This window comes from Pseudomonas jilinensis (genome assembly GCF_003586265.1).
GTDB classification, from domain to species: Bacteria; Pseudomonadota; Gammaproteobacteria; order Pseudomonadales; family Pseudomonadaceae; genus Halopseudomonas; species Halopseudomonas phragmitis.
This window is the reverse complement of sequence record NZ_QJSA01000020.1, coordinates 25,083-50,968: the sequence shown is the minus strand read 5'-3', so window position 1 is coordinate 50,968 and position 25,886 is coordinate 25,083. Positions and strand designations below refer to the sequence as shown.

The 25,886-nt window shown below is 61.3% G+C and carries 28 protein-coding genes and 1 pseudogene; 14 read left to right on the top strand and 15 right to left on the bottom strand.

The window, feature by feature from the left end; all coding sequences use genetic code 11:
* Positions 1–252 precede the first annotated feature (252 nt).
* Entirely contained in the window at positions 253–585 is a 333-nt protein-coding gene (locus C2846_RS17705; protein ID WP_119702121.1) for a DUF7693 family protein, read from the bottom strand.
* A gap of 66 nt (positions 586–651) precedes the next feature.
* Between C2846_RS17705 and C2846_RS17700 the strand changes: the two genes are divergently transcribed.
* From C2846_RS17700 to modC, 4 genes are all read left to right on the top strand, one after another.
* The gene (locus tag C2846_RS17700; protein ID WP_119702120.1) at positions 652–1,020 is read left to right on the top strand and encodes a winged helix-turn-helix domain-containing protein; all 369 of its coding nucleotides are present in this window, start codon (positions 652–654) and stop codon (positions 1,018–1,020) included.
* A gap of 230 nt (positions 1,021–1,250) precedes the next feature.
* Complete coding sequence (gene modA, locus C2846_RS17695; RefSeq protein ID WP_205890272.1) at positions 1,251–2,027, top strand: molybdate ABC transporter substrate-binding protein; 777 nt, start codon at positions 1,251–1,253, stop codon at positions 2,025–2,027.
* A 2-nt stretch (positions 2,028–2,029) separates the two neighbouring features.
* Entirely contained in the window at positions 2,030–2,716 is a 687-nt protein-coding gene (gene modB / locus C2846_RS17690) for a molybdate ABC transporter permease subunit (RefSeq protein WP_119702118.1), read from the top strand.
* Complete coding sequence (gene modC, locus C2846_RS17685) at positions 2,713–3,786, top strand: molybdenum ABC transporter ATP-binding protein (protein WP_119702117.1); 1,074 nt, start codon at positions 2,713–2,715, stop codon at positions 3,784–3,786. Before modB ends, modC begins: the two co-directional genes overlap by 4 nt.
* Positions 3,787–3,794: 8 nt before the next feature.
* On the opposite strand, the gene C2846_RS17680 is transcribed toward modC, so the two are convergent.
* On the bottom strand, positions 3,795–4,277 hold the full coding sequence (locus C2846_RS17680) for a nuclear transport factor 2 family protein (RefSeq protein ID WP_119702116.1): 483 nt from the start codon (positions 4,275–4,277) through the stop codon (positions 3,795–3,797).
* A 31-nt stretch (positions 4,278–4,308) separates the two neighbouring features.
* Entirely contained in the window at positions 4,309–5,052 is a 744-nt protein-coding gene (locus C2846_RS17675) for an SDR family oxidoreductase (protein ID WP_119702115.1), read from the bottom strand.
* Positions 5,053–5,222: 170 nt separating this feature from the next.
* Between C2846_RS17675 and C2846_RS17670 the strand changes: the two genes are divergently transcribed.
* On the top strand, positions 5,223–6,152 hold the full coding sequence (locus C2846_RS17670) for an AraC family transcriptional regulator (RefSeq protein WP_240638228.1): 930 nt from the start codon (positions 5,223–5,225) through the stop codon (positions 6,150–6,152).
* A gap of 12 nt (positions 6,153–6,164) precedes the next feature.
* Here C2846_RS17670 and C2846_RS17665 read toward each other — a convergent pair whose 3' ends face one another.
* From C2846_RS17665 to C2846_RS17625, 9 genes are all read right to left on the bottom strand, one after another.
* Positions 6,165–7,532 carry a diguanylate cyclase gene (locus C2846_RS17665; RefSeq protein WP_119702124.1) on the bottom strand — a complete coding sequence of 456 codons (1,368 nt, stop codon included), beginning with the start codon at positions 7,530–7,532 and terminating at the stop codon, positions 6,165–6,167.
* 56 nt (positions 7,533–7,588) lie between these two features.
* Positions 7,589–8,221, bottom strand: coding sequence for an FMN-binding negative transcriptional regulator (locus tag C2846_RS17660; protein WP_119702114.1), 633 nt, complete (start codon positions 8,219–8,221; stop codon positions 7,589–7,591).
* 117 nt (positions 8,222–8,338) lie between these two features.
* On the bottom strand, positions 8,339–10,225 hold the full coding sequence (locus C2846_RS17655; protein ID WP_119702113.1) for a S9 family peptidase: 1,887 nt from the start codon (positions 10,223–10,225) through the stop codon (positions 8,339–8,341).
* The gene (pqqE, locus tag C2846_RS17650) at positions 10,191–11,345 is read right to left on the bottom strand and encodes a pyrroloquinoline quinone biosynthesis protein PqqE (RefSeq protein ID WP_095623770.1); all 1,155 of its coding nucleotides are present in this window, start codon (positions 11,343–11,345) and stop codon (positions 10,191–10,193) included. The genes C2846_RS17655 and pqqE overlap by 35 nt, the downstream gene beginning before the upstream one ends.
* A complete protein-coding gene (gene pqqD, locus C2846_RS17645; RefSeq protein WP_080051256.1) occupies positions 11,317–11,595 on the bottom strand; it encodes a pyrroloquinoline quinone biosynthesis peptide chaperone PqqD in 279 nt (92 codons plus the stop codon). Before pqqD ends, pqqE begins: the two co-directional genes overlap by 29 nt.
* Positions 11,592–12,341: a pyrroloquinoline-quinone synthase PqqC gene (pqqC, locus tag C2846_RS17640; protein WP_080051257.1), complete on the bottom strand. Its 750-nt coding sequence runs from the start codon at positions 12,339–12,341 to the stop codon at positions 11,592–11,594. The genes pqqD and pqqC overlap by 4 nt, the downstream gene beginning before the upstream one ends.
* A 10-nt stretch (positions 12,342–12,351) precedes the next feature.
* Positions 12,352–13,263 (bottom strand): pyrroloquinoline quinone biosynthesis protein PqqB, encoded by a 912-nt coding sequence (gene pqqB, locus C2846_RS17635; protein ID WP_119702112.1) that lies wholly within the window; start codon positions 13,261–13,263, stop codon positions 12,352–12,354.
* Between the two features lie 67 nt (positions 13,264–13,330).
* Positions 13,331–13,402 carry a pyrroloquinoline quinone precursor peptide PqqA gene (gene pqqA / locus C2846_RS17630; RefSeq protein ID WP_063607997.1) on the bottom strand — a complete coding sequence of 24 codons (72 nt, stop codon included), beginning with the start codon at positions 13,400–13,402 and terminating at the stop codon, positions 13,331–13,333.
* Positions 13,403–13,609: 207 nt separating this feature from the next.
* A complete protein-coding gene (locus C2846_RS17625; protein ID WP_240638227.1) occupies positions 13,610–15,202 on the bottom strand; it encodes a BCCT family transporter in 1,593 nt (530 codons plus the stop codon).
* A 367-nt stretch (positions 15,203–15,569) separates the two neighbouring features.
* Here C2846_RS17625 and C2846_RS17620 point away from each other — a divergent pair, with 367 nt between their 5' ends.
* From C2846_RS17620 to C2846_RS17585, 8 genes are all read left to right on the top strand, one after another.
* The gene (locus C2846_RS17620) at positions 15,570–16,160 is read left to right on the top strand and encodes an amino acid synthesis family protein (protein WP_119702123.1); all 591 of its coding nucleotides are present in this window, start codon (positions 15,570–15,572) and stop codon (positions 16,158–16,160) included.
* 25 nt (positions 16,161–16,185) lie between these two features.
* Positions 16,186–17,019 (top strand): alpha/beta fold hydrolase, encoded by an 834-nt coding sequence (locus C2846_RS17615; protein WP_119702110.1) that lies wholly within the window; start codon positions 16,186–16,188, stop codon positions 17,017–17,019.
* Complete coding sequence (locus tag C2846_RS17610; protein ID WP_095623777.1) at positions 17,016–18,497, top strand: aldehyde dehydrogenase; 1,482 nt, start codon at positions 17,016–17,018, stop codon at positions 18,495–18,497. The genes C2846_RS17615 and C2846_RS17610 overlap by 4 nt, the downstream gene beginning before the upstream one ends.
* A gap of 13 nt (positions 18,498–18,510) precedes the next feature.
* The gene (locus C2846_RS17605; protein WP_119702109.1) at positions 18,511–18,996 is read left to right on the top strand and encodes a flavin reductase family protein; all 486 of its coding nucleotides are present in this window, start codon (positions 18,511–18,513) and stop codon (positions 18,994–18,996) included.
* Positions 18,997–19,099: 103 nt separating this feature from the next.
* On the top strand, positions 19,100–20,539 hold the full coding sequence (locus tag C2846_RS17600) for an NAD-dependent succinate-semialdehyde dehydrogenase (RefSeq protein ID WP_119702108.1): 1,440 nt from the start codon (positions 19,100–19,102) through the stop codon (positions 20,537–20,539).
* An 18-nt stretch (positions 20,540–20,557) separates the two neighbouring features.
* A complete protein-coding gene (locus tag C2846_RS17595) occupies positions 20,558–20,947 on the top strand; it encodes a carboxymuconolactone decarboxylase family protein (protein WP_119702107.1) in 390 nt (129 codons plus the stop codon).
* A 76-nt stretch (positions 20,948–21,023) separates the two neighbouring features.
* Positions 21,024–21,776, top strand: coding sequence for a GntR family transcriptional regulator (locus tag C2846_RS17590; RefSeq protein WP_080051266.1), 753 nt, complete (start codon positions 21,024–21,026; stop codon positions 21,774–21,776).
* Between the two features lie 4 nt (positions 21,777–21,780).
* Positions 21,781–22,344 (top strand): NUDIX hydrolase, encoded by a 564-nt coding sequence (locus tag C2846_RS17585; protein WP_119702106.1) that lies wholly within the window; start codon positions 21,781–21,783, stop codon positions 22,342–22,344.
* A gap of 7 nt (positions 22,345–22,351) precedes the next feature.
* Here C2846_RS17585 and C2846_RS17580 read toward each other — a convergent pair whose 3' ends face one another.
* Positions 22,352–22,639 (bottom strand): DUF1330 domain-containing protein, encoded by a 288-nt coding sequence (locus C2846_RS17580; protein WP_119702105.1) that lies wholly within the window; start codon positions 22,637–22,639, stop codon positions 22,352–22,354.
* Positions 22,640–22,720: 81 nt separating this feature from the next.
* On the opposite strand from C2846_RS17580, the gene ribBA reads away from it, so the two are divergent.
* Entirely contained in the window at positions 22,721–23,830 is a 1,110-nt protein-coding gene (gene ribBA, locus C2846_RS17575; RefSeq protein WP_119702104.1) for a bifunctional 3,4-dihydroxy-2-butanone-4-phosphate synthase/GTP cyclohydrolase II, read from the top strand.
* 41 nt (positions 23,831–23,871) lie between these two features.
* On the opposite strand, the gene C2846_RS19230 is transcribed toward ribBA, so the two are convergent.
* Together C2846_RS19230 and C2846_RS19225 are read right to left on the bottom strand one after the other, a co-directional pair.
* Positions 23,872–24,600, bottom strand: a complete 729-nt coding sequence (locus C2846_RS19230; protein WP_420849062.1) for a methyl-accepting chemotaxis protein — start codon at positions 24,598–24,600, stop codon at positions 23,872–23,874.
* Positions 24,601–24,726: 126 nt separating this feature from the next.
* Positions 24,727–25,761, bottom strand: a pseudogene (locus tag C2846_RS19225) (HAMP domain-containing protein); the annotation flags it as partial.
* Positions 25,762–25,886: the final 125 nt, after the last annotated feature.

The window sequence follows — 25,886 nt, the reverse complement described above, 5'->3', positions numbered from 1 at the left end:
CCATGAAACCCGGGGCGATTCAGGTTTTTTATTAAAAATCAAAAGATTGGAACCCATTCAAACCTCGGCCCTGCACGTTAAACCGTGCACGATATAGCGCCATCACCACTGCATGCCCACTGGTTGAGCCAGTGTGTGCTGAGCTGGGGATGCTTTAGTGCGGATTGGCATCCTTGCCTCAGAGGTGGGCTGCATGATGGCAGTTAGCTAGATACTGCAACGTTTTGCCGGGCTTGCCAAGTCGAATGCCGGCTAGCGCAGAGCTTCCAATGCCGCCTCCAACCTACCCCGCTCCCAAACGCTCAACAGCTCCAGCGGATCAGTGCCACGTTCTGCCCAGGAGTGCATGTCGGCGTGGCGGCCATCGGGGGTTGTGCAGGCGGCGCAGTAGTCCAGGGTGCCGGCTTCCTTGTTCAGGGTGATGAGCCAGCCGTCGATATCGATGGTAACCAGACCGCTATGCACATCGTTCCAGTTTTGCTGCCCATGACGGCGGGCGGTGGCGGTGCCCAGGCAGACGTCCTTGAGCCGTTGATAGACCTCGCGGGCCGGAAGATTGGTGGCGTTGGCGGCTGGCTGATTCACGAGCTCATGTCCTGTTCGGGTTTGTGGGTATACTGAGCGGCAACTGTCATCCGATGCAATATTTCCATGCCTTCACGATTACGTCTGCGCCAGCGATTGATGTTCGGCAATGCCATTGCCCTGGGGCCGGGTAAGGCCGAGTTGTTGCAGCACATCGCGGACTGCGGTTCGATCTCGGCGGCGGCCAGGCGCATGGGCATGAGTTATCGCCGTGCCTGGCTGCTGGTGGAAACCATGAATCAGTGCTTTCGGGCCCCGCTGATTGAAACCGCTGCCGGTGGTAAAGGTGGTGGTGGCGCGGCGCTGACTTCGCTCGGCCAGCAGGTGCTGATTCACTATAAGCGCATTCAGACGCTGGCTGAGGCGGCGACGGCTGGTGAACTGGATGAGTTGGAGGGGTTGCTTGCGGCGGCCCCACCTGCCGATCCTCACTAGGGAAACGCTGATTAAATCAGTTTTGGGCACTCCCAGGGGATTGCACGGAGATTGGTCTGTGGCTTGAGTAGCGTCGCACGTAATCAGTGTTTACCTAGCCCCCTCTGAAAACTACCTATACCTCCAACGGCAGATTGACGCTTTAATTCTTAGCCGGCTACCCTGCGCCATATTCAACTGTATATAGCGAAGCAGTTGCCTTTCCCTACTCGCTCACGCAAGGAGCCCGCATGTCCTTTCGGAGGATGATCCGTTGGATCGCCGCTTGTGCAGCGCTGCTGTTGGCCGGCACGCTGCAGGCCAGTGAGCCGGTGCGGATTGCTGCGGCTTCTGATCTGCGCTATGCCCTTGATGAGATTCTGGCGGTTTACCGCCAAGCCCATCCGGATGCAGCCATCGATGTGATCTACGGCTCATCCGGCAAGATGACCACCCAGATCATCAACGGGGCGCCCTACGATATTTTCTTCTCTGCCGACATTGCCTTCCCCAGGCAGTTACAGGAGCACGGCCTGACCGTGACTGAGCCGGCGGTGTATGCCCTGGGCCGGATCGTGCTGTGGAGCAATTCGCTGGATGCCAGCCAGCTCAGCCTTGCGGACCTGACCGACTCGCGCATCCGGCGCATCGCTATTGCCCAGCCCAGTCATGCGCCCTATGGCCAACGGGCCCAGGAAGCGCTGCAGGCCGCTGGTGTCTGGGACGCGGTGCAGCCCAAGCTGGTGTTCGGTGAGAACATCGCTCACACCGCCCAGATGACCCAGTCAGGCGCGGCGCAGGTTGGCATCATTGCTCTGTCGCTGGCGAGGTTTCCGGACCTGGCCAGGCATGGCTACACACTGATTGACGATGCCCTGCACAACCCACTGACTCAGGGCTACGTAGTCACTAGGCGGGGCGCTGACAAGCCGGCGGCTCTGGCGTTTGCCGAGTTCATGGCTACCAGGCCCGCGCATGAAATCATGCGGCGCTATGGCTTTCTGATGCCCGGCGAGCAGGAGCCATAAGCATGCTCGGACTCAGCCCGGCAGACTGGCAGGCCATTGAGGTCACCTTGCGGCTTTGCCTGTACACCACCCTGATTCTGCTGGTGATCGCCACGCCGCTGGCCTGGTGGCTGGCGCAGGGGCGTTCTCGCACGCGGGTGGTTGTACAGGCGATTGTCGCGCTGCCATTGGTGCTGCCACCCACGGTGCTGGGGTTCTATCTGCTGGTCACGCTGGGGCCGCATGGTTTTGTTGGCCGCACGCTGGAGAACATGGGGCTTGAGCATCTGGCCTTTTCGTTCGAGGGCATTCTGTTTGCCTCGGTGCTGTACTCGATGCCCTTTGCCGTACAGCCGCTGTGCGAGGCGTTCAGCAATCTCGGCCGGCGTCCGGTGGAAGTGGCCAGCAGCCTGGGCGCTGGCGCGCTGGATCGCTTTCGCAGCGTCATTTTTCCCCTGACCCGTGGCGGCTTTGTGGTCGCGGCGACCCTGACCTTTGCCCATACGCTGGGCGAGTTCGGGGTGATTCTCATGCTGGGCGGCAGTATTCCCGGGGAGACCAAGGTGCTGTCGATCCTCATCTATGACCATACCGAGGCCATGAACTACGCTGCGGCACACCGGCTCTCGCTGATGCTGCTGATCTTTGCCTTTATCACCCTGTTTATTGTCTACAGCATCAACCGGCGCTTTCAGGTGGCCAGAGCATGACACTGCATATTCAGGCCCTGCTGCGCCATGGCGATGACTTTCAGTTGCAGGTCGATACCGAGCTGCCGTTGCAGGGTGTCACCGCGTTATTCGGCCGCTCGGGCTGCGGCAAGACCACGCTGCTGCGGATCATTGCCGGGCTGGAGCGGGTGCCGGGTGCCACACTGCGGTTTGGCGAGCAGATCTGGCAGCAGGGACGCAGTTTTGTGCCGCTGCACCGGCGCCGCATCGGTCTGGTCTTTCAGGAAGACAGCCTGCTGCCGCACCTGTCGGCGCGTGACAACTTGCTGTATGGCTACCGGCGTACCCCGGCGGCCCTGCGCCGGCTGCATCCCCCCGAGGTGTGCGCCATGCTGGATATTGAAGGCCTGCTCGAACGGCGGATCGACCAGCTTTCCGGCGGCCAGCGCCAGCGATTTGCCTTGGGGCGGGCGCTGCTGATCAGCCCGCAGTTGCTGTTGCTCGATGAGCCGCTGTCTGCGCTGGACACCCAGACCAAGCGGGAAATCATGCCGTTTCTCTCATGCATGGCGGCGCAGTCCGGGGTGCCGATCATCATGGTGACCCATGCTCCGGACGAGGTGGAGCGGCTGGCCGACCGCATCGTGTTCATGCGCGACGGCCGGATCGAATGTATTGAGTCGCTGGGCGCCGCCCTGGCCCGGCACGACTCGCCGTTGTTTGCCGATGAAGGGGCCGCCAGTGTTCTGCACGGCGTGCTGGGTGAAGCCGCGGCCGATGGTCTGCGGCCCTTCGGCCCGGCCGAGGCGCGCCTGTGGCTTTCAGCGGCGGCTTCGGGGGCAGACACACGCCCGCAACGCCTGCAGATACGTGCTCAGGATGTCAGCCTGGCGCTTGATGACCCGCAACGCATCAGCATTCAGAATCACCTGAAAGTCACCATCGAACGCATCGACCCGATCAAGCTCCAGCATGTTCTGGTGGCCTGCCGGACCGGCGACGGCCAACTGCTGCTGGCCGAAATTACCCGGCGGGCCACCCAGCAGCTGCAACTGGCCCCCGGGCAAAGCGTGTTCGCCCTGATCAAGTCGGTGGCGCTGCTGGAGTAACGGGCCAATTACTCCAGCAACTCATTCAAGGCCCAGGTATCCAGAAATGCCGTAACGCGGGTGATCCTACCCCCCTCCAGCACCATATGCCAGGCATAACTGTTGAGGTATTCCGATCCATCGCTGGCCGTGGCGCGGCCATCCCACAGCACCACAACATTGTTGTCCTGAGCTATGACCTGCTTGACCTCTGGCGTTATCGGCGTCGCCAGACGGGCATTGATAGGGCCTACCGCCTCATCAATCAGTGCCTGCCTGCTGCGATAGACCGCAGATACCGGGCTGAATCCGGCTACGGTCCATTCGGCATCCTCTGCCAGCAGGTCAAACACACTGCCGCGTCCATGCCGCCAGTCTTCAAATGCCTGCCGAACCAGCGATTCGGCACTGTGCGGCGGTTGCTCCGGGCTTTTGGCATTCGCCACAACAGTCAGGCCAACACACAGAAAAAGCGTGCAACAGGCTCTGGCCAGGTGGGTTCTGTTACTCATGGGAGTCTCCTTGGTCAGGCTGGCAATGGTTTCAATGCGCGCTGGCAGTGGGCCGCACGATGATCTCGCTGGTATCGACATCCTCGGGTTGCTCAATGGCAAACCGAATGGCGCGCGCAATCGCAAACGGGCTGATGGCAACCTGTCTGAAGGTTTTCATTGCTTCACGCCCCTGCGGGTCAGAGATGCTTTCAGCCAGCTCGGACTCGGTTACCCCTGGGCTTACCGTGGTAACGCGAATGTTCGGATGTTCCTGACGCAAGCCATCGGAAATTGCCCAAACCGCGTACTTGGTCGCGCAGTACACGGCTGCCGTGGGTGACACGGCATGCGCGCCAATGGACGCCACATTGATAATCTGGCCGTAACCTTGCGCCTGCATCATTGGCAATACGGCGGCAATGCCGTGCAGTACGCCGCGGATGTTAACGTCGATCATGCGATCCCACTCGTCCACCTTAAGGGCCGCCAGCGCGGAAAGCGGCATGACTCCGGCGTTATTGATGATCACATCAACTCTGCCGCACTCGGCTCTGGCGAAATCGGCAAAGGCCTGAACCTGATCGCGCTGGGTAACATCAAGGCGCTGGGCCCAGGCCTTACCACCGCGGGCGTGGATCTCGGCTACCAGTTGCTCCAGGCGCTCGATACGCCGGGCACCGAGCACAACGTGCGCGCCCTGCTCTGCCAGCACTCTGGCAGTCGCCTCACCGATGCCACTACTGGCTCCTGTAATCAGTACAACCTTGCCCTGGATATTTTCTCTTGCTGTCATAAGACCTCCGATCCGAATACATGTGATGACTGCCCGGATAATCCTAGAGAGCCAGATGCAGGCGGCGAAGGTCAGTTCATATGCCAGTCTTGCCTATTCGTATTGACCGGGACACACGGCGTGTAAACCTGTGGTTTCATAGACTCTGGTGGTTATGGAGAGAACGGCCGATGAGCAGCAACAGCGTTCAGCAGTTACGCATGGTCGAGTTGATCAAAAGCCTGGCACCTACCGAGGGCTACACGGAGTCGATGCTCGACGGTGTTACCTTTATGCGCTCGGACCAGGCTGTGCCCAACACGCCAGCACTCTATGAGCCCAGCATCGTTATCGTGGTGCAGGGCCGCAAACGCGGATTCCATGGTGGCCGGATGTATGTTTATGACGCTCGCCACTATCTGGTGCTGGCCGTTCCCCTGCCCTTCAGCATTGAGACCGAGGCCAGTGCCGCAGAGCCCTTGCTGGGCCTGATCCTGCGCATTGATCCGACCATGGTTGCCGAGCTGGCCATGGAGGTCGACGAGACCTTGCTCCAACGCCCGCTCAACCCCGTCAGCCTCAACGCGACACCGATTGACGACAAACTAGAGAGCGCCACCCTCAGACTGCTGGAGGCGCTAAGCTCGCCGCTTGAGTGCAAGCTGCTGGCACCAGCGATTGTGCGTGAGATTACTTACCGGGTATTGACTGGCGAGCAGGGTGACGGATTACGCGCAGCCCTGGTGCAGGGCAGCAACTTTGGGCGCATCGCCAGGGTACTGCGGCGCATACACGACCAGTTCGATCACAACCTGGATGTTGGCACACTGGCCCAGGAGGCCAGCATGAGCGTTCCGACCTTCCATACACACTTCAAGGCTGTGACCCTGACCTCACCGCTTCAGTACATCAAGACGATACGCCTGCATCAGGCCCGGCTGATGATGATCCGCAATGGCATCAGCGCAGTTGCCGCCTCGCAGCAGGTCGGCTATGAGAGCACGTCGCAATTCAGCAGAGAGTTCAAGCGCCTGTTTGGCCGTAGCCCGAAGGATGAGACCAGACACCTGAAAACCTTGCTGTCGTTATCAGAGCCAGTAACTGCCGACACAATAAAGTGAAGCAAAAGGCGTTTACTGCGCCACCACCACCCGATTACGCCCGCTGTGCTTGGCCTGATACAGCGCCTCATCCGCGCGGCGCATCAGTTGCTGATAGTCCGGGTGCCCGTCGAAACCGGCCACACCAATGCTGACGGTAACGTTCAGGCTCTGTTCCTGGGGCAGGCGGAAGACTTCCCGGGCGACGTTCTGGCGCAGTTTTTCCGCTGCTCGCCGGGCTCCATCTGCTCCGGTATCGACCAGCAACATCAGGAACTCTTCACCGCCCAGACGGAACAGGTAGTCGCCTGCCCGGCTGCTGTTGATCAGCAGCGTGGCAAACTGCTGCAACACCCGGTCCCCGGCCTCATGGCCATGACTGTCGTTGATGGTTTTGAAGTGATCAATGTCGACCGCCAGCACCGCAAACGGGGTGCCTTTGTCTCGGGCATAGCTGACCTGCTTGGTCAGAACCACGGAGAGAAACTTGCGATTGAGCAGCCGGGTCAGAACATCGCGTCCCGCTTCTAGGGCATTGTTCTGCTCGAACAGGTGGTCCAGGCTGAAACGGATGACCTTGACCCGGTCACGCAGCTCGCGCAGCCGCTGAACCTTTTGTTCGGGCTGCTCATCGAACAATGGCAGCAGCGTGTCGTCGACCTGCTCCATGATTTCCATGATGGTGGTGGCCTCAGCGGTGCCTTCAAAGGCATGGATGCCCTTGTGGCGGAACCACAGCCCAAACTCCGAGGCGTGGATCCGCGGCAGTTGCGCGGCCTGCAACCCTACCGCCTGATCGAACATCAACTGGTTCTCCCAGTCCAGCAGAGCTGCGCGCTGACGCTCCTTTTCACTGGCGATGTTCTGGGTCATGGCAAACAGTCGGTAGGCTTCTTCGGTTCGGGAGTTGCGGTCATGGGACACCGAATAGGCATGGCTCATGATTTCCATGGCCAGGTCTATGGTATCCGACAGCAGCCGGGCTGCCGCCAGGCGTTGGCCCTCGGCCTGGGTGCCGGCCTGATCCAGCAGTTCGACAAACCGGTCTTTCAGGCAACGTGCCCCGCGCAGAACCAGATGCACCGGCACATCGATACGGGCGTGCACCTCACCTATCTTTTTCTGCTCGGCGATCAGGCGCTGCAGGGCTTCGTCATCAGACGCCGCGAACAGTCCTGCAATCCAGCGCTGCATTGAGCCCTGCAACCGGCTGTGTACCTGATCATGGGAAAGGAACAGCGATGCCGCCGGATCCTGCAGCATCTCGCTGTAGAAATGTTGCGCCAGGTCCAGGCTGTGTTCACAACAGAACTCCAGTACGAACTGGCGAACCTGAGCGGGAAACTTCTGGTTCAGTGCCGCCCATTCGACCGACAGCTGCTCCATAGACAATCGTGGCATGACAATATCCATCGCATAAGTTGCCGCCATTGTTCCATGCCATCAGACCAGTGTCATCAAACCTCGCCGGACCCTGCCAGCATCATGTCCAGCAACGCGGCGCTCTCCGACTCGGCGTTCAGCCCGTCGATCACGCCCTGACGGTTGGCCGCGCTCTGGTTCTGGCTCATCTTCCATTTGCCTTCGATCGCTGCAATCGGAATTTCCACCCCGACGATGCCCCTGAGCTGGGCGGAGATATAGTCCGCCGGGGCATCAGAGACTTGCCAGGGTTGCGAGCGCTGGTTTTCGTGGTTGGCGGTCAGTTGTTCAAGCTGCTCACGCAGCCAGCCGACCTGTTCAATTACCTGCGGCTGCCCGCGTACCTGCACCATGCAGTAGTTCCAGGTTGGCACGGCTTTGCCATGCTCGGCCTTGCTCGGATACCACGACGGGGTGACATACCCCTGCGGGCCCTGGAACAACACCAGCACTTCGGCCCCCTCACGCAGGGCCTCAAGCTGCTGATTGTTGCGGGCCAGGTGAGCACGCAGCAGGCCATGTTCGCCGCCACTGTGCAGCGAGAACGGCACCAGATTGGCGATCAGGCCACCACTGCCGGCAGTGATCAGGGTGCCCAGCGGATGCCTGGCCATCAGCTCGTGCAACACGGGTAGCCGAGTTTCTCGGAAAGCGGATGGGCAATGCATGACGGGCCTCGCGGTATTCAGGTGTTTGGCCGCTATTGTGCCGTCTGTACTGCTGGCCGGTAAGGGACAGTTGCCGGTCAAATCAGCCGTGCAATTCAGGCTGGTGCCGGATGCCCCCTACAACCACGCCCGATAAAACCCCAGCTCCTGCTCCAGCACCCGGGCCAGGTTGTCGGGGCGGCGAAAGCCATGGCGTTCTTCAGCGAAGGTGACGCACTGCACCGGTACGCCGTTATCTTCCAGGGCCTGGACCATTTGCTTGGTCTGCTCAGGCAGAACCACGGCGTCCTGCAAGCCCTGGAAGAAGATCACCGGAGTGCGGATGCGTTCGGCCTGGGCCAGCGGTGAGCGTTGCTGGTAGCGTACGGCATCGGTTTGCGGGTGGCCGATCAGCCAGTCGATATAGTCGGCCTCGAACTTGTGGGTAATGGCGCGCAGGCGCAACGGATCACTGACGCCGTAGAGACTGGCCGCAGCGCGAAACCGCTCGCTGGCTGCCACCAGGCTGCACAGAGTGGTATAGCCACCGGCGCTCTGGCCACGAATGAAGACCCGCTCGGGGTCGATGCTTCCCTGATGTGCCAGATGATCAATGACTGCCAGTACATCTTCAACATCCACCTGCCCCCAGCCATGGCGCAACTTGTCACGATAGGCCCGGCCAAAGTTGCTGCTGCCCCGATAGTTGAGGTCGGCGACGGCGAAGCCGCGCTGGGTCCAGAACTGGATGCGATTATCGAGGGTGGCGTAGCAGGCCGAGGTTGGGCCGCCGTGGGTGAAGATCACCAGGGGCGGACGCTGATCGGCAGGGCCGCGCACCTGGCTGTTGCAGGGCGGGTAGAAGAAACCATGAGCGGTGTCACCCTGCCCGCTCAGGTACAGCAGGCGTCGTGGCTTGGCGATATCGGCTTCGGCCAGCGCACTGGATGCCTGGCTGAGTACGCTCAACTCCCCGTTATGTGGATTGATCCGCACAATCGCGGCGCTGCAGGTCGGCGAGCCGGCAATACAGAACAGCCAGTGGCTGTTGTGGGTCAGCGCCCGAAACCGGGTGTAGCCATGCGCCAACCGGCGCTCTTCGGCGGTTTCCCGCTGACGCAGGGCCAGGTGGCCCAGCCCGCCCTCGAACCAGCTCAATGCCAGCCACCGGCTGGGCAAGTCGGCGTAGTGCTGCGGGTTGAGCTGCCAGGGTGCCGGGGCGTGGTCGGCAGTCTGGGCCGGCAACGGCTGCCAGCCACCGTCGCCATCGATGCGCCAGGGCATCCAGTAACCACGTCGGTCGGACAGACAGATCAACTCCCCTTCAGGACTCCAGGACGGCTGCTGGATCGACTCATTCCCGGTACTGTCGGCGTAGTGAAACATCACCACCCGCCCCGCCTGATCTAGCTGGCCAATCCCCAGCCGGGTCCGCGTCCATGGTAAATCCGGGCGTGACCATTCGATCCAGGCCAGTTGATCACCGTCTGGACTCAGGCATGGGCTGTTGTAGAAGTCGGCGCCTTCGATCAGGACCTGGCGCAGGCCATCGAGGCCAATACTGACCAGCCGGTGGGTTACCCGCTGACCGGCATGGCACTCCTCGACCGCCAGCACCTGCCGACGCCGGGCATCGAAACGCAGGCCGCCATAGCGGCAGTGCTCGCGGCCGAACAGCCGCTGGCAGTCATCGCTGTCCAGGGCCTGGTAATACAGAGCCTGATCGGCGTCGTTGATGAACACCAGCGCTTCACCGGCCAGGCACAATGCCCCGCCGCCGTATTCATAGACCCGGCTGTGAACGCTGTAGCCCTCGGGGGTGAGCCGACGCAATCCGGCTTCGGTCCATTCGACAACCACATTACGGCCATCGCCAGGCTGAAATTCGACCCACAGCAGTCGCTGCTCATCGCAGCAGAGGTCGGCGTAATCGGTGCCGGCAACCACTGCCTGCCGGGCGCTGAAATCAGTGTTCCAGTGGCCGTAGGGTTCAACCTTTACAGATGATCCTCGAGGTACGCTCATTGCGGAATGTCAAAGCCTCTATCGGCGGCTGGGGCTGCTCGGCCTCGGCGCGGGCGGCGAGGATCTTGTGGTGGTGCGGCGATTTGCTGCACACCGGGTCGGCCTGGCTGGCGTCGCCGGTCAGCATGTAGGCCTGACAGCGACAACCACCGAAGTCACGTTCCTTCTCGTCGCAGGAGCGGCACGGTTCGGGCATCCAGTCGTAGCCGCGAAACCGGTTGAAGCCGAACGAGTCGTACCAGATGTGCGACAGGCTGTGTTCCTTGACACTGGGAAAGCTCACCGGCAGTTGCCGGGCGCTGTGACAGGGCAAGGCCGTGCCGTCGGGCGTGATGGACAGGAAAATATTGCCCCAGCCATTCATGCAACCCTTGGGCCTCTCTTCATAATAGTCCGGTGTGACGAAGATGAGTTTGCACGGGTGGCCTTCGGCTTCCAGTTGGGCCCGATAACGGTTGGTCACCGCTTCGGCATGGTCGAGCTGGGCCTTGGTCGGCAACAGGCCGGCGCGGTTCAGATGGGCCCAGCCGTAATACTGGCAGGTGGCAAGTTCGACGAAATCGGCTTCCAGCGCCAGACACAGTTCGATGATGCGCTCGATCTGGTCGATGTTGTGCCGGTGGGTAACGAAGTTAAGCACCATCGGGTAGCCGGCTGCCTTGACCGCGCGGGCCATTGCCAGTTTCTGCTCGAAGGCCTTGCGTGAGCCGGCCAGCAGATTGTTGACCTGCTCGTCAGAGGCCTGGAAGCTGATCTGGATATGATCCAGTCCGGCATCACGGAAGGCCTCCAGCTTGGCCTGGGTCAGGCCCATGCCGGAGCTGATCAGGTTGGTGTAGTAACCCAGGTCACGGGCGGCCGCGATCAACTCGACCAGATCCTCACGGACCAATGGCTCCCCCCCGGAAAAACCGAGCTGGGCGGCCCCCAATGCCCGTGCCTGGGTAAACACGTCGATCCACTCGCTGGTGCTGAGCTCGGTCTTGTGCTGAGCAAAATCCAGCGGGTTGGAGCAATACGGGCACTGCAACGGGCAGCGATAGGTCAGCTCAGCCAGCAGCCATAGCGGCGGCCCCTGGCTGGCCGAGGTCTCAGTGCAACTGGAGCCAGTGTTGGGCATGGGCCACCTCGATAAAAGCCAGCACGTCCTCATCGAGGCCGGGCACATTGGGGAAACGCTCATCGAGCTGGGCAATGATGGTCTCGACTGCTCGGGTGCCATCGATCAATTGAAGAATCTCGGCGGCGCTGTCGTTGAGCTTGATCATGCCTTCCGGATAGAGCAGCACATGGCAGTTCTGTACCGGCTCCCACTGCAAGCGGAAGCCGCGGCGCAGGCTCGGTACCTGATCACGGGTAATCGGCGTCACAGGGCTATCCCCCGATGCCAGACGGCATCCTTGGTAACCGTGTGATACGGCGGGCGCTCCAGTTCATAGGCCATGCTCATGGCGTCGAGCATGCTCCACAGCACATCCAGCTTGAACTGGAGGATTTCCAGCATGCGCTGCTGGGCTTCCCAAGTGGTGTAATGGCCAAGGGTGATGCGCAGGCCGTGCTCGACATCGCGGCGCGCTTCTTTCAGGCGCTTGCGGAAATAGTCATAGCCAGCCGGATCGATCCACGGGTAGTGCTGCGGCCAGGTGTCCAGACGCGACTGATGGATGGTCGGGGCAAACAGTTCGGTCAGCGACGAGCTGGCCGCCTCCTGCCAACTGGCACGGCGGGCAAAGTTGACATAGGCATCTACGGCAAAACGCACGCCCGGCAAGACCATCTCGCCAGAGAGCACCTTGTCGCGCGGCAGACCGACCGCTTCTCCCAGTCGCAGCCAGGCTTCGATGCCGCCTTCACTGCCGGGCTCGCCGTCGTGGTCGATGATCCGCTGAATCCACTCGCGACGGGTGTCACGGTCCGGACAGTTGGCCATGATCGCCGCGTCCTTGACCGGAATGCTGATCTGGTAATAGAAGCGGTTGGCGACCCAGCCCTGGATCTGCTCGCGTGTAGCCCGGCCCTCGTACATGGCGACGTGGAACGGGTGATGAATATGGTAGTACTGGCCCTTGGCGCGCAGCGCCTGCTCAAAGGCCTCGGGGCTCATGGGTGCGGTCATGGCCAACTCCTTACAGCGTGATGTGCATGCCGTCGTGGGCGACTTCGATGCCATGGCGGGTCAGCTCCGCGCGCTCGGCCGAATCTTCATCCAGGATCGGGTTGGTGTTATTGACGTGAATCAGAATCTTGCGGGCCGCCGGCTGGTCGTCGAGCACGTCGATCATGCCGCCGGGGCCATACTGGTACAGGTGGCCCATCTCGCTGCCGAGTTTGTCGCCAACCCCTGCGCGGGCCATTTCGTCGTCGTGCCAGAGCGTGCCATCGACCAGCAGGCAGTCGGCATCACGCATCAGAGCCGTCAGGCCGTTATCGACCTGGCCCAGACCGGGGGCGTAGAACAGCACCCCGCCGGTGTTCAGGTCACGCACCAGCAGGCCGATGTTGTCACCGGGGTGCGGATCGTGGCGGTGCGGCGAATAAGGTGGCGCGGCGCTGCGCAGCGGTATCGGTGTGAACCGCAGTTGCGGGCAGGCCGGAATCACGAACTCGCCCTGCAGAGCAATACGGTTCCACACCAGCCCGCCGTTCCAGTGCTCCAGCATGTTGAACAGCGGGAAGCCACTGGTCAGATCCTGATGTACCATCTCGGTACACCAGACCTGATGCGGGCAGCCTTCGCGCAAGGTCAGCAGGCCGGTGGTATGGTCGATCTGACTGTCCATCAGGATGATCGCGGCAATCGCGGTATCGCGTACCGCCCGGGCCGGCTGCAGTTCAGGGGTATGTTCCAGTTGCGTACGAATATCCGGTGAGGCGTTGCACAGAATCCAGTTGACTCCATCATCAGACAGGGCAATGGACGACTGGGTACGGGCGCGGGCGTTCAGTGTACCGTTGCGCAGACCAGCGCAGTTGCGGCAGTTGCAGTTCCACTGCGGAAAACCGCCGCCAGCGGCGGAACCGAGAATCTTGATATGCATGGGGCTGCTCCTGTGACACTGCCACGTTGGCGGGTGGACACCCCGGCAAGCCGGGGCGCCAGACTACTCAACGGTTAGCGAAGTACATGGTGACTTCGAAGCCGATGCGCAGGTCGGTGTAGCTCGGTTTAGTCCACATAGGTTGATCCTCTTGTTATTACTGAAGTGGTTGCCGGCAAGTGCCGACAGAGCCAGTTAAACACCGGGATCAGGGGCTACGAATGGTACTTTGGGAGTAGATATGGTCGTGATTTGGTGGGGGTTGGCCAGGGCGGCCAGTCAGCGATAAGGCGGGATGTTAGCGGGAGGCGGGAGCAACTGCTCCCGCTAGAGATTCCCGAAAGACTCAGGAAGAGGAACTGGCGCAGCGGCGGCGCTCAGCATTGACCGGAGCGTATGACAGCCCCCGTTCTTCCTGATGGAAGGCTTTGAACAGGCAGTAGCAGATCACCAGCAGAACCAGCGAGAACGGCAGCGCGGCGGCAATGGTCGCGGCTTGCAAGCCTTGCAGCCCACCCGCCAGCAGCAGCACCCCGGCCAGCGCACCCAGTCCCAGCCCCCAGATCACCCGGTAGCGCTGCGGCGGGTTCTGATCACCACTGGACAGAATGGTGCAGATCACCAGCGTCGCCGAGTCGGCCGAAGTAACAAACCAGCTGACAATCATCAGGGTAGCCAGGCCCGCCATCGGCAGGGTCGCCCAGTGTACGTTCAGGCCTTCGATGGTCTTGTACAGCACCATGGTCAGGTCGTTGTTGGCGACGCTGCTCAGATCAGTGCCATTGAGCTGCAGATACACACCGGTACCGCCCATGATCACGATCCACAGGAAGGCGCCCAGGGTCGAGGCCAGCATGCCACCGATCACTACCTGACGCACGGTACGACCACGGGAGATCCGAGCAATGAACATGCCGACGAACGGACCCCAGGACAACCACCAGCCCCAGTAGAAAATGGTCCACCAGCCCTGCCACTGACGCTCCGGGTCAGAGTCGGTCCACAGCCCCATGGGGATGAAGTGGGCCAGATAGTCGCCAATGCTGGTGGCGTACAGTCCCAGCAGAAATACCGTCGGGCCAGCCAGCAGCAGGAACAGAAACAGGATCGCGCTCAGGCGGATGTTCCACTGGCTGAGCCAGAGAATCCCGCGCCGCACCCCGGACACCGCTGAAAAAGTCGCGACAATCGAGGTCGCGGCAATCAGCAGCAACTGATTGGTGGTGGAGATTTCCCAGCCGAAGATGTAACTCAGGCCGGCATTCATCTGCGATACCCCAAGCCCCAGGGTGGTCGCGGTACCGAACAGAGTGCTGAAAATGGCCAGCAGATCCACGGCGTGACCGATGGGGCCGTAGATGCGCTCACCCAGGATCGGGTACAGCGCCGAACGAATGGTCAGCGGCAAGCCATGACGGTAGGTGAAATAGGCCAGGACCAGGCCCATCAGAATATAGACGCACCAACCATGCAGCCCCCAGTGGAACATGGTGATGCGCAGGGCGATCTGTGCCGATTCGGCACTGCCGACCTCTGCTCCAGCCATGTCCATGAAGGGGTTGCCCTGCATGTGCATCAGCGGCTCGGCAATACTCCAGAACAGCAGGCCGGTACCGACCGCAGCACTGAACAGCATGGCGAACCAGGAGAAGTTGCTGAACTCGGGCCGTTCGTCATCCTTGCCCAGACGCAGATTGCCGTAGCGACTGAGCCCGACCCAGAAGGTGAAGAACATAACGGCACCTACCACCGTCACGTAGTACCAACCCAGCGAGCCTTCAATCCAGGCCTTGATGCCGGTGTAGATACTGTTGGCCAATTCCGTATTGGTCACCGTGAACAGCACGAAGGCCAACACCATGGCTATAGAGGCTATCGCCATGGTTGGGTTAACACCTGCAAACACATGTTCCAGGCGTTTCATCGGACGATCGCTCACTGTCGTCTCCTTTGTTTTTGTCATTGAACCGACGGCTCAGCCGGCCCCGATCCGAACATGCCAGATCTTCATTAGCCACCGGGTAGCCCCGGCAAGACACATGAAACCTGAACCCCTTTGCGGCCTCTGAACCCTGATCGGGGACGAAAAGCCATATCAAGCGTATTATGGTATACCATCATCCAAAACACCTTTTCAACGCTTTATTTTCGTCATCCTGATCAATGGCATTTACTTGGGTATATCTCGGAAATAAAGGGCATACAAATCAATCCGACGCTTGACTTACCCATATTGTATTATGGTATACCATGAACAAATGCCGGACTGGCCGGTCAACAACACCCTCACCCAGCAGGAGTACCCAATGAGTTTCGAGATTCGCAAGATCGTCAGCTACAGTGAAGAAACCCTGATCGAAGGCGGCAAGGCGACCGACAAGCCGGTGACCATGATTGGTCTGGCCGTAGTCATCAAGAACACCTGGCTCGGGCGCGGCTTCGTTGAAGATCTGAAGCCGGAAATCAAGGCCAACTGCTCGGAACTGGGTGCCATGATGGTAGAGCGCCTGACGGCGGCAATCGGCGGGGCCAACAAGATCGAAGCCTACGGCAAGGCCGCAGTGGTCGGTACTGACGGTGAAATCGAACACGCTTCAGCAGTCATCCATACCCTGCGCTTCGGTAATCACTACCGCCAGGCGGTCGACGCCAAGTCTTATCTGTCGTTCACCAACAAGCGCGGCGGCCCGGGCACTTCGATCCAGATCCCGATGATGCACAAGGATGACGAAGGTCTGCGCTCACACTACATCACCCTGGAAATGCAGATTGAAGACGCCCCGCGCGCCGATGAAATCGTCGTGGTTCTGGGCGCCTCCGATGGTGGCCGCCTGCACCCGCGGATCGGCAACCGCTACATCGACCTGGAAGAACTCGCCGCTGAACAGGCGCAGTGATCCGCCGGCTAGTCAGGAACAATAAATGATTCGGCTTACCACTCAATACACCCCGGCCGGTACCAGTTATCTGGTAACCGGCCAAGGCAAGCCCGTGGTGTTGATCCACGGTGTGGGCCTGAACAAGCACATGTGGGGCGGCCAGATCGTAGGACTGGCGCCACACTTTCAGGTAATTGCCTATGACATGCTGGGCCATGGCGACAGCCCCAGGCCTGACGCCAACGGCGGACTAAAGGCCTACGCCGAGCAACTGCGCGAGCTGCTGGCGCATCTGAACATCGCCAGCGCCACAGTGGTCGGCTTTTCCATGGGTGGTCTGGTGGCACGTGCCTTCGCCCTGGAATACCCTGAACATCTGGATGCCCTGGTGGTACTCAACAGCGTGTTCAATCGCAGCCCGGAACAACGTGCCCGGGTTATCGACCGGACTCGCCAGGCTGCCGAACACGGCCCGGACGCCAACGCCGAAGAAGCTTTGTCGCGCTGGTTCAGCCGCGAATACCAGGCCGCCAACCCGGCGCAGGTCGCCGCCATTCGCCAGACTCTGGCCAGCAACGACCCGCAAGGCTACCTGACCACCTATGAGCTGTTCGCCACCCAGGACATGTATCGGGCAGACGATCTGCACAGTATCCAGGTACCGGCCCTGATCGCTACTGGCGAACTGGACCCCGGCTCAACACCGCAGATGGCACAGCAACTGGCCGAGCGCATGCCGCGCGCGCGCCATGCGGTATTGCCGGAGCAGCGGCACATGATGCCGGTAGAGTCGCCACGGCTGGTCAACCAGTTGCTGCTCGACTTTTTTCAGCAGGCCGACAGCCTGTGCAACCCAGCAAAGGGGGTATTGGCATGAAGCTGGAACGTTTTCAGATGTGCATCGACGGCCAATGGGTCGATGCGCTGTCCGGCAACACCTTTGAGAGTCTGAATCCGGCTGTGGCCGAGCCTTGGGCGATCCTGCCCGATGCCGATGAAGCCGATGTCGAGCGCGCCGTCCAGGCCGCTCAGCGGGCTTTCGAGAACCCGGCCTGGCGCGGGCTGAACGCTACCGCCCGGGGCAAGTTGCTGCGCCGTCTGGGCGACCTGATCGCCGAAAACAAGGAACACCTGGCGCAACTGGAAAGCCGCGACAACGGCAAGCTGATCCGCGAAACCCGTGGTCAGGTTGGTTATCTGCCAGAGTTTTTCCATTACACCGCCGGCCTGGCCGACAAGCTTGAAGGTGGCACCCTGCCGCTGGACAAGCCCGACCTGTTTGCCTACACCGTGCACGAACCGCTGGGCGTAGTGGCCGGGATCATTCCCTGGAACAGCCCGCTGTATCTGACCGCGATCAAGCTGGCCCCGGCCCTGGCCGCCGGCAACACCATTGTGCTCAAGCCCTCCGAGCACGCCTCGGCCACCATTCTCGAACTGGCGCGTCTGGCGCTTGAAGCCGGGATTCCGGCCGGAGTGGTGAACGTGGTTACCGGCTTTGGCCCAAGCACCGGTGCCGCCCTGACCCGCCACCCGCTGGTGCGCAAGGTTGCCTTCACCGGCGGCACCGCGACCGCCCGTCATGTGGTGCGCAGCAGCGCCGAGAACTTCGCCAAGCTGTCGCTGGAGCTGGGCGGCAAGTCGCCCAACATCATCTTTGCCGATGCCGATCTGGACAGCGCCATCAATGGCGTGGTGGCCGGTATCTATGCCGCCTCCGGACAAAGCTGCGTGGCCGGCTCCAGATTGCTGGTACAGGACGAAATCTATGACCAGTTCGTCGAACGCCTGATTGAGCGGGCCAAGCGTATCCGCATCGGCAACCCGCAGGACGAAACCAGCGAGATGGGACCGCTGGCTACCGCCCAGCAGTTGGCGGTGGTCGAAGGCCTGGTTGCCGACGCTCAGGCCGAGGGCGCTCGACTGCGCCTGGGGGGCAAGCGCGCAAACATCGACAGCCAAGGCTGGTATTACGAGCCAACCCTGTTCGAATGCGACAGCAACTCGATGAAGATCATGCAGGAAGAAGTCTTTGGCCCGGTTGCCTCGGTAATCCGCTTCAAGACTGAAGCCCAAGCCCTGGCTATTGCCAACGACTCGCAGTTCGGCCTGGCCGCCGGCATCTGGACCCGCGACCTGGGTCGCGCCCACCGCCTGGCTCGGGACGTGCGCTCAGGAATCATCTGGGTCAACACCTACCGGGCGGTCTCGGCCATGGCGCCGATTGGCGGCTTCGGCAACAGCGGCTATGGCCGCGAGAGCGGGATCGATTCGGTCCTGGCCTACACCGAACTCAAGACGGTCTGGATCAATCTGTCGCAACAGCCGATGCCCGACCCCTTTGTCATGCGTTAAGCGGAGAACCGAGATGATCGATCCCAATGTCTACAAAACCGTAATGGGCTCCTTTCCCTCCGGCGTGACCGTGGTCACCACCCTGGACACGGAAGGCGATATCGTCGGCATCACCGCCAGCGCCTTCAGCGCCCTGTCGCTCGATCCGGCGCTGGTACTGTTCTGCCCCAATTACTCATCGGACACCTATCCGATTCTGCGCGACAGCAAGCGCTTCGCCATTCACCTGCTCAGCGCCGAGCAGCAGACCGAGGCCTACGCCTTTGCCAAGAAAGGCAAGGACAAGACCGCCGGCATCGAGTGGCGCATGAGTGAGCTGGGCAACCCGCTGCTGGATGGCGCCACCGCCATCATCGAGTGCGAACTGTGGCGCGAGTATGACGGTGGCGATCACGCCATTATCGTCGGCGCGATCCAGAACCTGATCGTCCCTGACGACGAGGTGGTGCCGATGATCTACCACCGCGGCAAGCTCGGCGCCCTGCCCGCGTTCGCCTGAGTTTCCATTTGGTCGCGCCCGGCCCCTCATCGGGCGCGGCCTGTTTTATTCATGCCCCTGACCGGCCCATGGCCGGCAGTGGGCAGCGTTTGACGGAGCCAACATGAACCCACTGTTTCGCCAACAGGCCTTTATCGATGGCCAGTGGCTGGATGCCCAAAACGGCGCCACCACCACGATCACCAATCCGGCCAACGGTCAGGCCATCGGTCAGGTGCCCAACATGGGAGCCACGGAAACCCGTCAGGCGATTGCCGCCGCTAACCGGGCCTGGCCGGCCTGGCGGGCGTTGACCGCCAAGGAGCGCAGCACCCTGCTGCGCCGCTGGCATGCGCTGATGCTTGAGCAGGCCGACGCCCTGGCCGAGCTGCTGACCCTGGAACAGGGCAAGCCGCTGGCCGAGGCCAAGGGTGAAATTCTCTATGCCGCCAGCTTTATCGAGTGGTTTGCCGAAGAAGCCAAGCGCATCTATGGCGATACTATCCCCAGCCACAAGGCCGATGCCCGGATCATCGTCAGCAAGCAGCCCATCGGCGTGGTGGCGGCTATCACCCCCTGGAACTTCCCTGCGGCAATGATCACCCGCAAGGTTGGTCCCGCGCTGGCCGCTGGCTGTCCATGCATCATCAAACCGGCGCCGGAAACCCCGTTCACCGCTCTGGCCCTGGCAGCGCTGGCCGAGCAGGCCGGGATTCCGGCCGGCATTATCAACGTGATCACCGGCGATGCCGTCGCCATTGGTGGCGAGCTGACCGCCAGCGCCGATGTCCGCAAACTGTCGTTCACCGGCTCGACGCCGATCGGCAAGCTGCTGATGGCACAAAGTGCCGATACCCTGAAAAAGGTTTCGCTGGAACTCGGCGGCAATGCGCCGTTCATCGTCTTCGATGACGCCGATATCGACCGCGCGGTCGAGGGCGCGCTGATCGCCAAGTTCCGTAACGCCGGGCAGACCTGCGTCTGCGTCAATCGCTTTCTGGTGCAGAGCGGCGTCTATGACACCTTTGCCCAGCGGCTGGCCGAGCGTGTGGCGGCCTTCACCATCGGCGACGGCTTCGGCGATGGCGTCAGCATTGGCCCGCTGATCAACGAGCGCGCCGTCAGCAAGGTCGAGGATCACGTTCAGGATGCGCTGAGCAAGGGCGCCAAGCGGCTGTGCGGTGGCGAGCGCCATCCGCTTGGACATGGTTTCTTCCAGCCCACCGTGCTGGCTGACGTCAGCGCTGACATGAAGGTGGCCAGCGAGGAAACCTTCGGTCCGCTGGCCGCGCTGTTCCGCTTCGACACCGAGGAACAGGCCATTGCCATGGCCAACGCCACTGAATACGGGCTGGCAGCCTACTGCTATACCCGCGACCTGGGCCTCGCCTGGCGCCTGTCCGAGGCGCTGGAATACGGCATGGTCGGCATCAACGAAGGGCTGATTTCCACCGAAGTAGCGCCCTTTGGCGGCATCAAGTCCTCAGGACTGGGCCGCGAAGGGTCGAAATACGGTATCGAAGACTACCTGGAAATCAAATACACCCTGATGGGCGGGCTTTGAGCCGCCGGAGGATTGGTCATGAGCAACGAAAAATACACCCGCGGTCTGGAGATTCGCACCCAGGTTCTGGGCCGGGAATACGTCGATAAGTCGCTGCAGAACGCCGATGAGTTCAGCCGCCCACTGCAGGAACTGGTCACCGAGTACTGCTGGGGCCATGTCTGGGGCCGCGAAGGCTTATCCCTGAAAGAACGCAGCATGATAAACTTGGCCATGATTTCGGCGCTGAACCGGCCCCATGAGCTGAAACTGCACATTCGCGGTGCCCTGCGTAACGGCCTGAGCCCTGAGCAAATCCGTGAAATTCTGTTGCAGGTCGGCATCTACTGTGGCGTACCGGCTGCGGTCGACAGCTTCCGCATCGCCCGTGAGGCGCTTGCCGAGGCCGACAACGAGGCCCAGGGCTGAAGCGCGAAAACCGAACCGGCGGCGTCCCGATACGCCGCCTTCAGCCCTACGGATAGCCATAACCAGAGCGGACCCTATGAAACGCCTGCCACTCGACGATACTTTCAAGATCAATCGCACCCCCGTGACCCTGCGCGAAATCGTGCTGGATAAACTGCGCGGGGCTATCCTCAATTTCCAGTTGCTGCCCGGCGACCGGCTGGTGGAGCGTGATCTGTGTGAACGCCTGGGCGTAAGCCGCACCTCGGTACGCGAAGCCCTGCGCCACCTGGAGTCCGAAGGGCTGGTAGAGTTCGACGGCAGCAAGGGACCGCGCGTCGCCATCATCACCCTGGAAGATGCCCGCGACATCTACGAGCTGCGCTGCGTGCTCGAAGGGCTGATCGTGCAGCTGTTCACCCTCAACGCCAAGGCCAAGGACATTCGCGCACTGGAACGCGCACTGGAAGAAAACCGCAAGGTGCTGGAAAGTGGCAACCTGCAACAGGTGCTGGACTCGGTGCAGGGCTTCTATGACGTACTGCTCGAAGGCTCGGGCAATCAGATCGCTGCCGCCCAGTTGCGTCTGCTGCAGGCCCGGATCAGCTACCTGCGCGCCACCTCGGTCTCCCAGGCCAATCGCCGGGACGCCAGTAACCATGAGATGGAACGTATTGTTGAGGCGATCAAGAGCGGTGACCCGATGGTTGCCCACCAGGCCTCGGTCGACCACGTCCGCGCTGCTGCCAAGGTGGCTCTTGAGTATCTCAAGTCCAAGCAGGGTGAACAGGGAGACATGCGCGAGTTCGTTACCCCCATCGCTCTGAAAGAGCCCCGTATAGGACGCTAGCACCATGCGTACGCCCCGCTTCTGCCCGCAATGCGGCGGGTCCACCCTGCAGCGCGGCCTACCGCCGGGTGATACCCATGAGCGGCTGATCTGCATGGGCTGTGGCTATATCCATTACGAGAACCCCAAGGTCATCACCGGCTGCATCATCGAGCAGGAAGGCAAATACCTGCTGTGCCAACGAGCCATAGCGCCGCAGGCCGGCACCTGGGTATTGCCGGCCGGGTTCATGGAGAATGGCGAAACCACTGAACAGGCGGCGCTACGCGAGGTCTGGGAAGAAAGCGGCGTGCGGGCTGAAATCCTCTCGCCTTACTCGATCTTCAGCGTGCCGAAGATCAACGAGGTCTACATCATCTTCCGCGCCATCGCCCTGGAGATCACTGGCCAGTACGGCCCGGAGACCGCCACCTGCGAATTTTTCGCTCCCGAGGATATTCCCTGGGACAGCATCTACTACCCGGCCATCCGGCAGATTCTCGAACGCTTTATCTGTGAACGCCAGGCTGGCGTCTATGGTATCTACGTCGGTAATGACGACACCGGCATGGTGCACTTCATTCACTGACAACCGCTCACAGACCCTCGACGATAATCACCTCGGCCTCGGCCACCCCTTCACGCTGCGCCTTGGCCTGCTGGTATTCGGCCGAGTGGTAACAAGCGATAGCCTGCTCATAGGAATCGAACTCGATCACCACGCTACGCTGTGGCGTAGCTCGCCCTTCCTGCGCCTCAGCCCGGCCACCCCGAGCCAGCATGCGTGCGCCATACTTGGCGAAAGCCGCTGGCGCCAGGCGGATGTATTCGCTGTACTGATCAGGGTTGCTGACGTTGACGTGGGCAATCCAATAAGCCTTCATACTGACCTTCTGAATTCGTTGTAATTTGGTATTATGGTATACCATTAATGCGATAAAACAGCCAGACCAGGAGCACCCGTCATGCCATTCGACCGCATCGAAGACATCATTGAAGACTTCCGCCAGGGCAAGATGGTGCTGCTGGTTGACGACGAAGACCGCGAGAACGAAGGTGACCTGTTGCTGGCTGCGGAAAAATGCACCACCGCAGCGATCAACTTCATGGCCCGTGAGGCCCGCGGCCTGATCTGCCTGACCCTGACCGAGGAGCATTGTCAGCGCCTGGAACTCAGCCCCATGGTGCCGCATAACGGCAGCCCGTTCGCCACCGCGTTCACCGTCTCGATCGAAGCAGCCCAGGGCGTCACTACCGGCATTTCCGCCGCTGACCGGGCCCACACCGTTCTCACCGCGGTAGCACCGGATGCCCGCGCCGAAGATCTGGTGCAACCAGGACATATCTTCCCCCTGCGAGCCCGTGAAGGCGGAGTGCTGACCCGCGCCGGACACACGGAAGCCGGCTGCGACCTGGCCCGGCTGGCGGGCCTGACCCCAGCAGCGGTCATTGTCGAGGTCATGAACGAAGACGGCACCATGGCCCGACGACCCGAGCTGGAGATCTTCGCCAAGCAGCACGGCATCCGTATCGGCACCATCGCCGATCTGATCCATTACCGGCTTAGCACCGAGCACACCGTTATCCGCATTGGCGAGCGCGAAATGCCAACGGTGCATGGCAACTTCCGCCTGGTGACCTACGAGGACCGCATCGAAGGCGGCGTTCACATGGCGATGGTCATGGGCGATATCCAGCGTGAACAGCCGACCCTGGTGCGGGTCCATGTCATCGATCCGCTGCGCGATCTGGTTGGTGCCGAATACACCGGCCCGAAGAACTGGACCCTGTGGGCAGCGCTGGAAAAAGTCGCCGAGGTCGGTCATGGCGTCGTAGTGGTGCTGGCCAACAACGAATCCTCCCAGGCCCTGCTGGAACGGGTGCCGCAACTCACTCAGCCGCGCCGGCCCTACAACCGCTCCCAGTCACGAATCTATTCCGAGGTCGGTACCGGAGCGCAGATTCTTCAGGACTTGGGCGTCGGCAAGCTGCGCCACCTGGGCCCGCCACTGAAATACGCCGGCCTGACTGGCTACGATCTGGAAGTAGTGGAAAGCATCCCGTTCGAAGGTTGAGCAGGATCAGGGCCGTCACTGACGGCCCCGGAAACCTGGACTCAGGTCTTGAAGCGCCGAACCAGACTATTGAGGGTATCCGACAGACCAGTCAGGGTCTGGGCATCGGCCCGGGTGGCATTGGCCAGTTCAGCCACCTGCTGTGAGTCACCGTGGATCTGACTGATGTGGCGATTGATGTCTTCGGCAACCTGATGCTGCTCTTCAGCCGCCGTGGCGATCTGGGTATTCATATCGCGGATCCGGTCCACCGCCTCGCGAATCAGCTCGAAGCTCGAGCGCGCCTCGCTGATTGAGCTGACCGTCTGCTGGGACACCTCCAGGCTGCTGTGCATCTGCCGGGCGGTAGCCTGGGTGCGCTGAGCCAGGCGACCAAGCAAATCATCGATCTCTTCGGTAGAGTCGGCCGTGCGCTTGGCCAGCGCCCGCACCTCATCGGCCACCACGGCAAATCCACGCCCCTGCTCACCGGCCCGGGCAGCCTCAATCGCGGCATTGAGCGCCAACAGGTTGGTCTGCTCGGCAATCGCATTGATGGTGCCAAGAATCGACTGAATCGCATTGCTGTCCTGCTCCAGCTGCTGCATTGCCTGAGCCGCCTGTTCAATCTCGCCACTCAACCGGCCAACGCTGTCAACCGACGCATCGATCTGCTGCTGCCCGGCATGCGCCTGACTCTGCCCTTGATCAGCCGAGTTGGCGGCCTGGCTGCAGGAGCGGGCCACCTCATTGGCGGTCATCACCATTTCATGGAAAGCGGTCGACACCATATCCACCGCCTCACGCTGTCGGGCCGCCACCTCGGCCAGTTCCTGGGACACCTGAGTGGCACTGCCTGAGCTGCTGTGGATTTGCCCGGCCGCCTGGGCGATACGCTGCACCAGTTCGCGAATGGCGCCGAGAAACTGGTTGAACCAGCCCGCCAGTTGCGCGGTTTCATCCCGGCCACGCACCGCCAGATTGGTGGTCAGATCACCCTCCCCCTGAGCTATCCCCTCAAGCCCATTGCTAACCGCCTGGATCGGCCGGGTAATCAAGCCCGCACTCAGAGCCCCCAGAGCGGCAAAAGCGAATGCGGCCAGGGCGGCAATCAGGGCAATGATCCAGGTCAGTCGGGTTGCGCCGGCCATCACCTCCTGCTCGCGGATCAGCCCAATGAACTGCCAGCCCAGGGCCTGCGAGGTATAGACGTTGGCCATATAGCGCTCGCCGGCCAACTCCACTTCGACCGAACCACCGTTGGCGGCTGCCAGCCTGGCATAACTGGGCCCAAGATCGGCCAGTTGACGAAAGTTGTTCTCTGGCCGGCGCGGATCGACCAGTACGGTGCCGTTACTTTCGATCAACATCAGATAACCGCTCTGCCCCAACTCGATGTCACGAACGATATCGGTAAGCTGCTGCAGTGATACGTCGATATTGACCACTCCCCCCTGATTGCCCAGGCGGTTGGCGAAGCTGCGCACCGTGCTGACCAGTACCACATCATCGTCAGCCCAGTAGTAGGCTTCGGTGCGCTGGACCTTACCCGGCTCAGCCATAGCCCGCTGATACCAGGGCCGAGTGCGTGGATCGTAGTCGCTCAAATTGGGGTCGCCGGGCCAGAACAGGTAGCCACCTTCACGCGTTCCCAATGACACATAGGCATAGGCCGGATGGCTGGCGGCCAGCCCGGCAAACAGCTCAAACACCGCCCGGTCCTGCTCACCTTCGGGCTGACGGGCGCTGCGCGCATCGACATAACGCTTGAACTCTCCGTCAATGTTCTTCAGCAGCGGATGCGCCGCCAGGAATTCAACATTCTGACTGATGCCCTCAAAGAACAGCTGCATGGCGGTTTCGACCTGCCGGATTTCGCGCCCACTGCTATCAATAAAATCATCTCTGGCGGCTTCACGCAGGTTCAGTACAACCAGCAACGCCACCAGCATGACCGGCAAACTGGCAATGATCGCAAACGTCATGATGAGCTTGTGTCGGATGCTCATGGCCCCTCCCTAGATAAACGGTACGGTGAAATGGTTTTAAGATATCCCGTATTATGGTATACCAATAT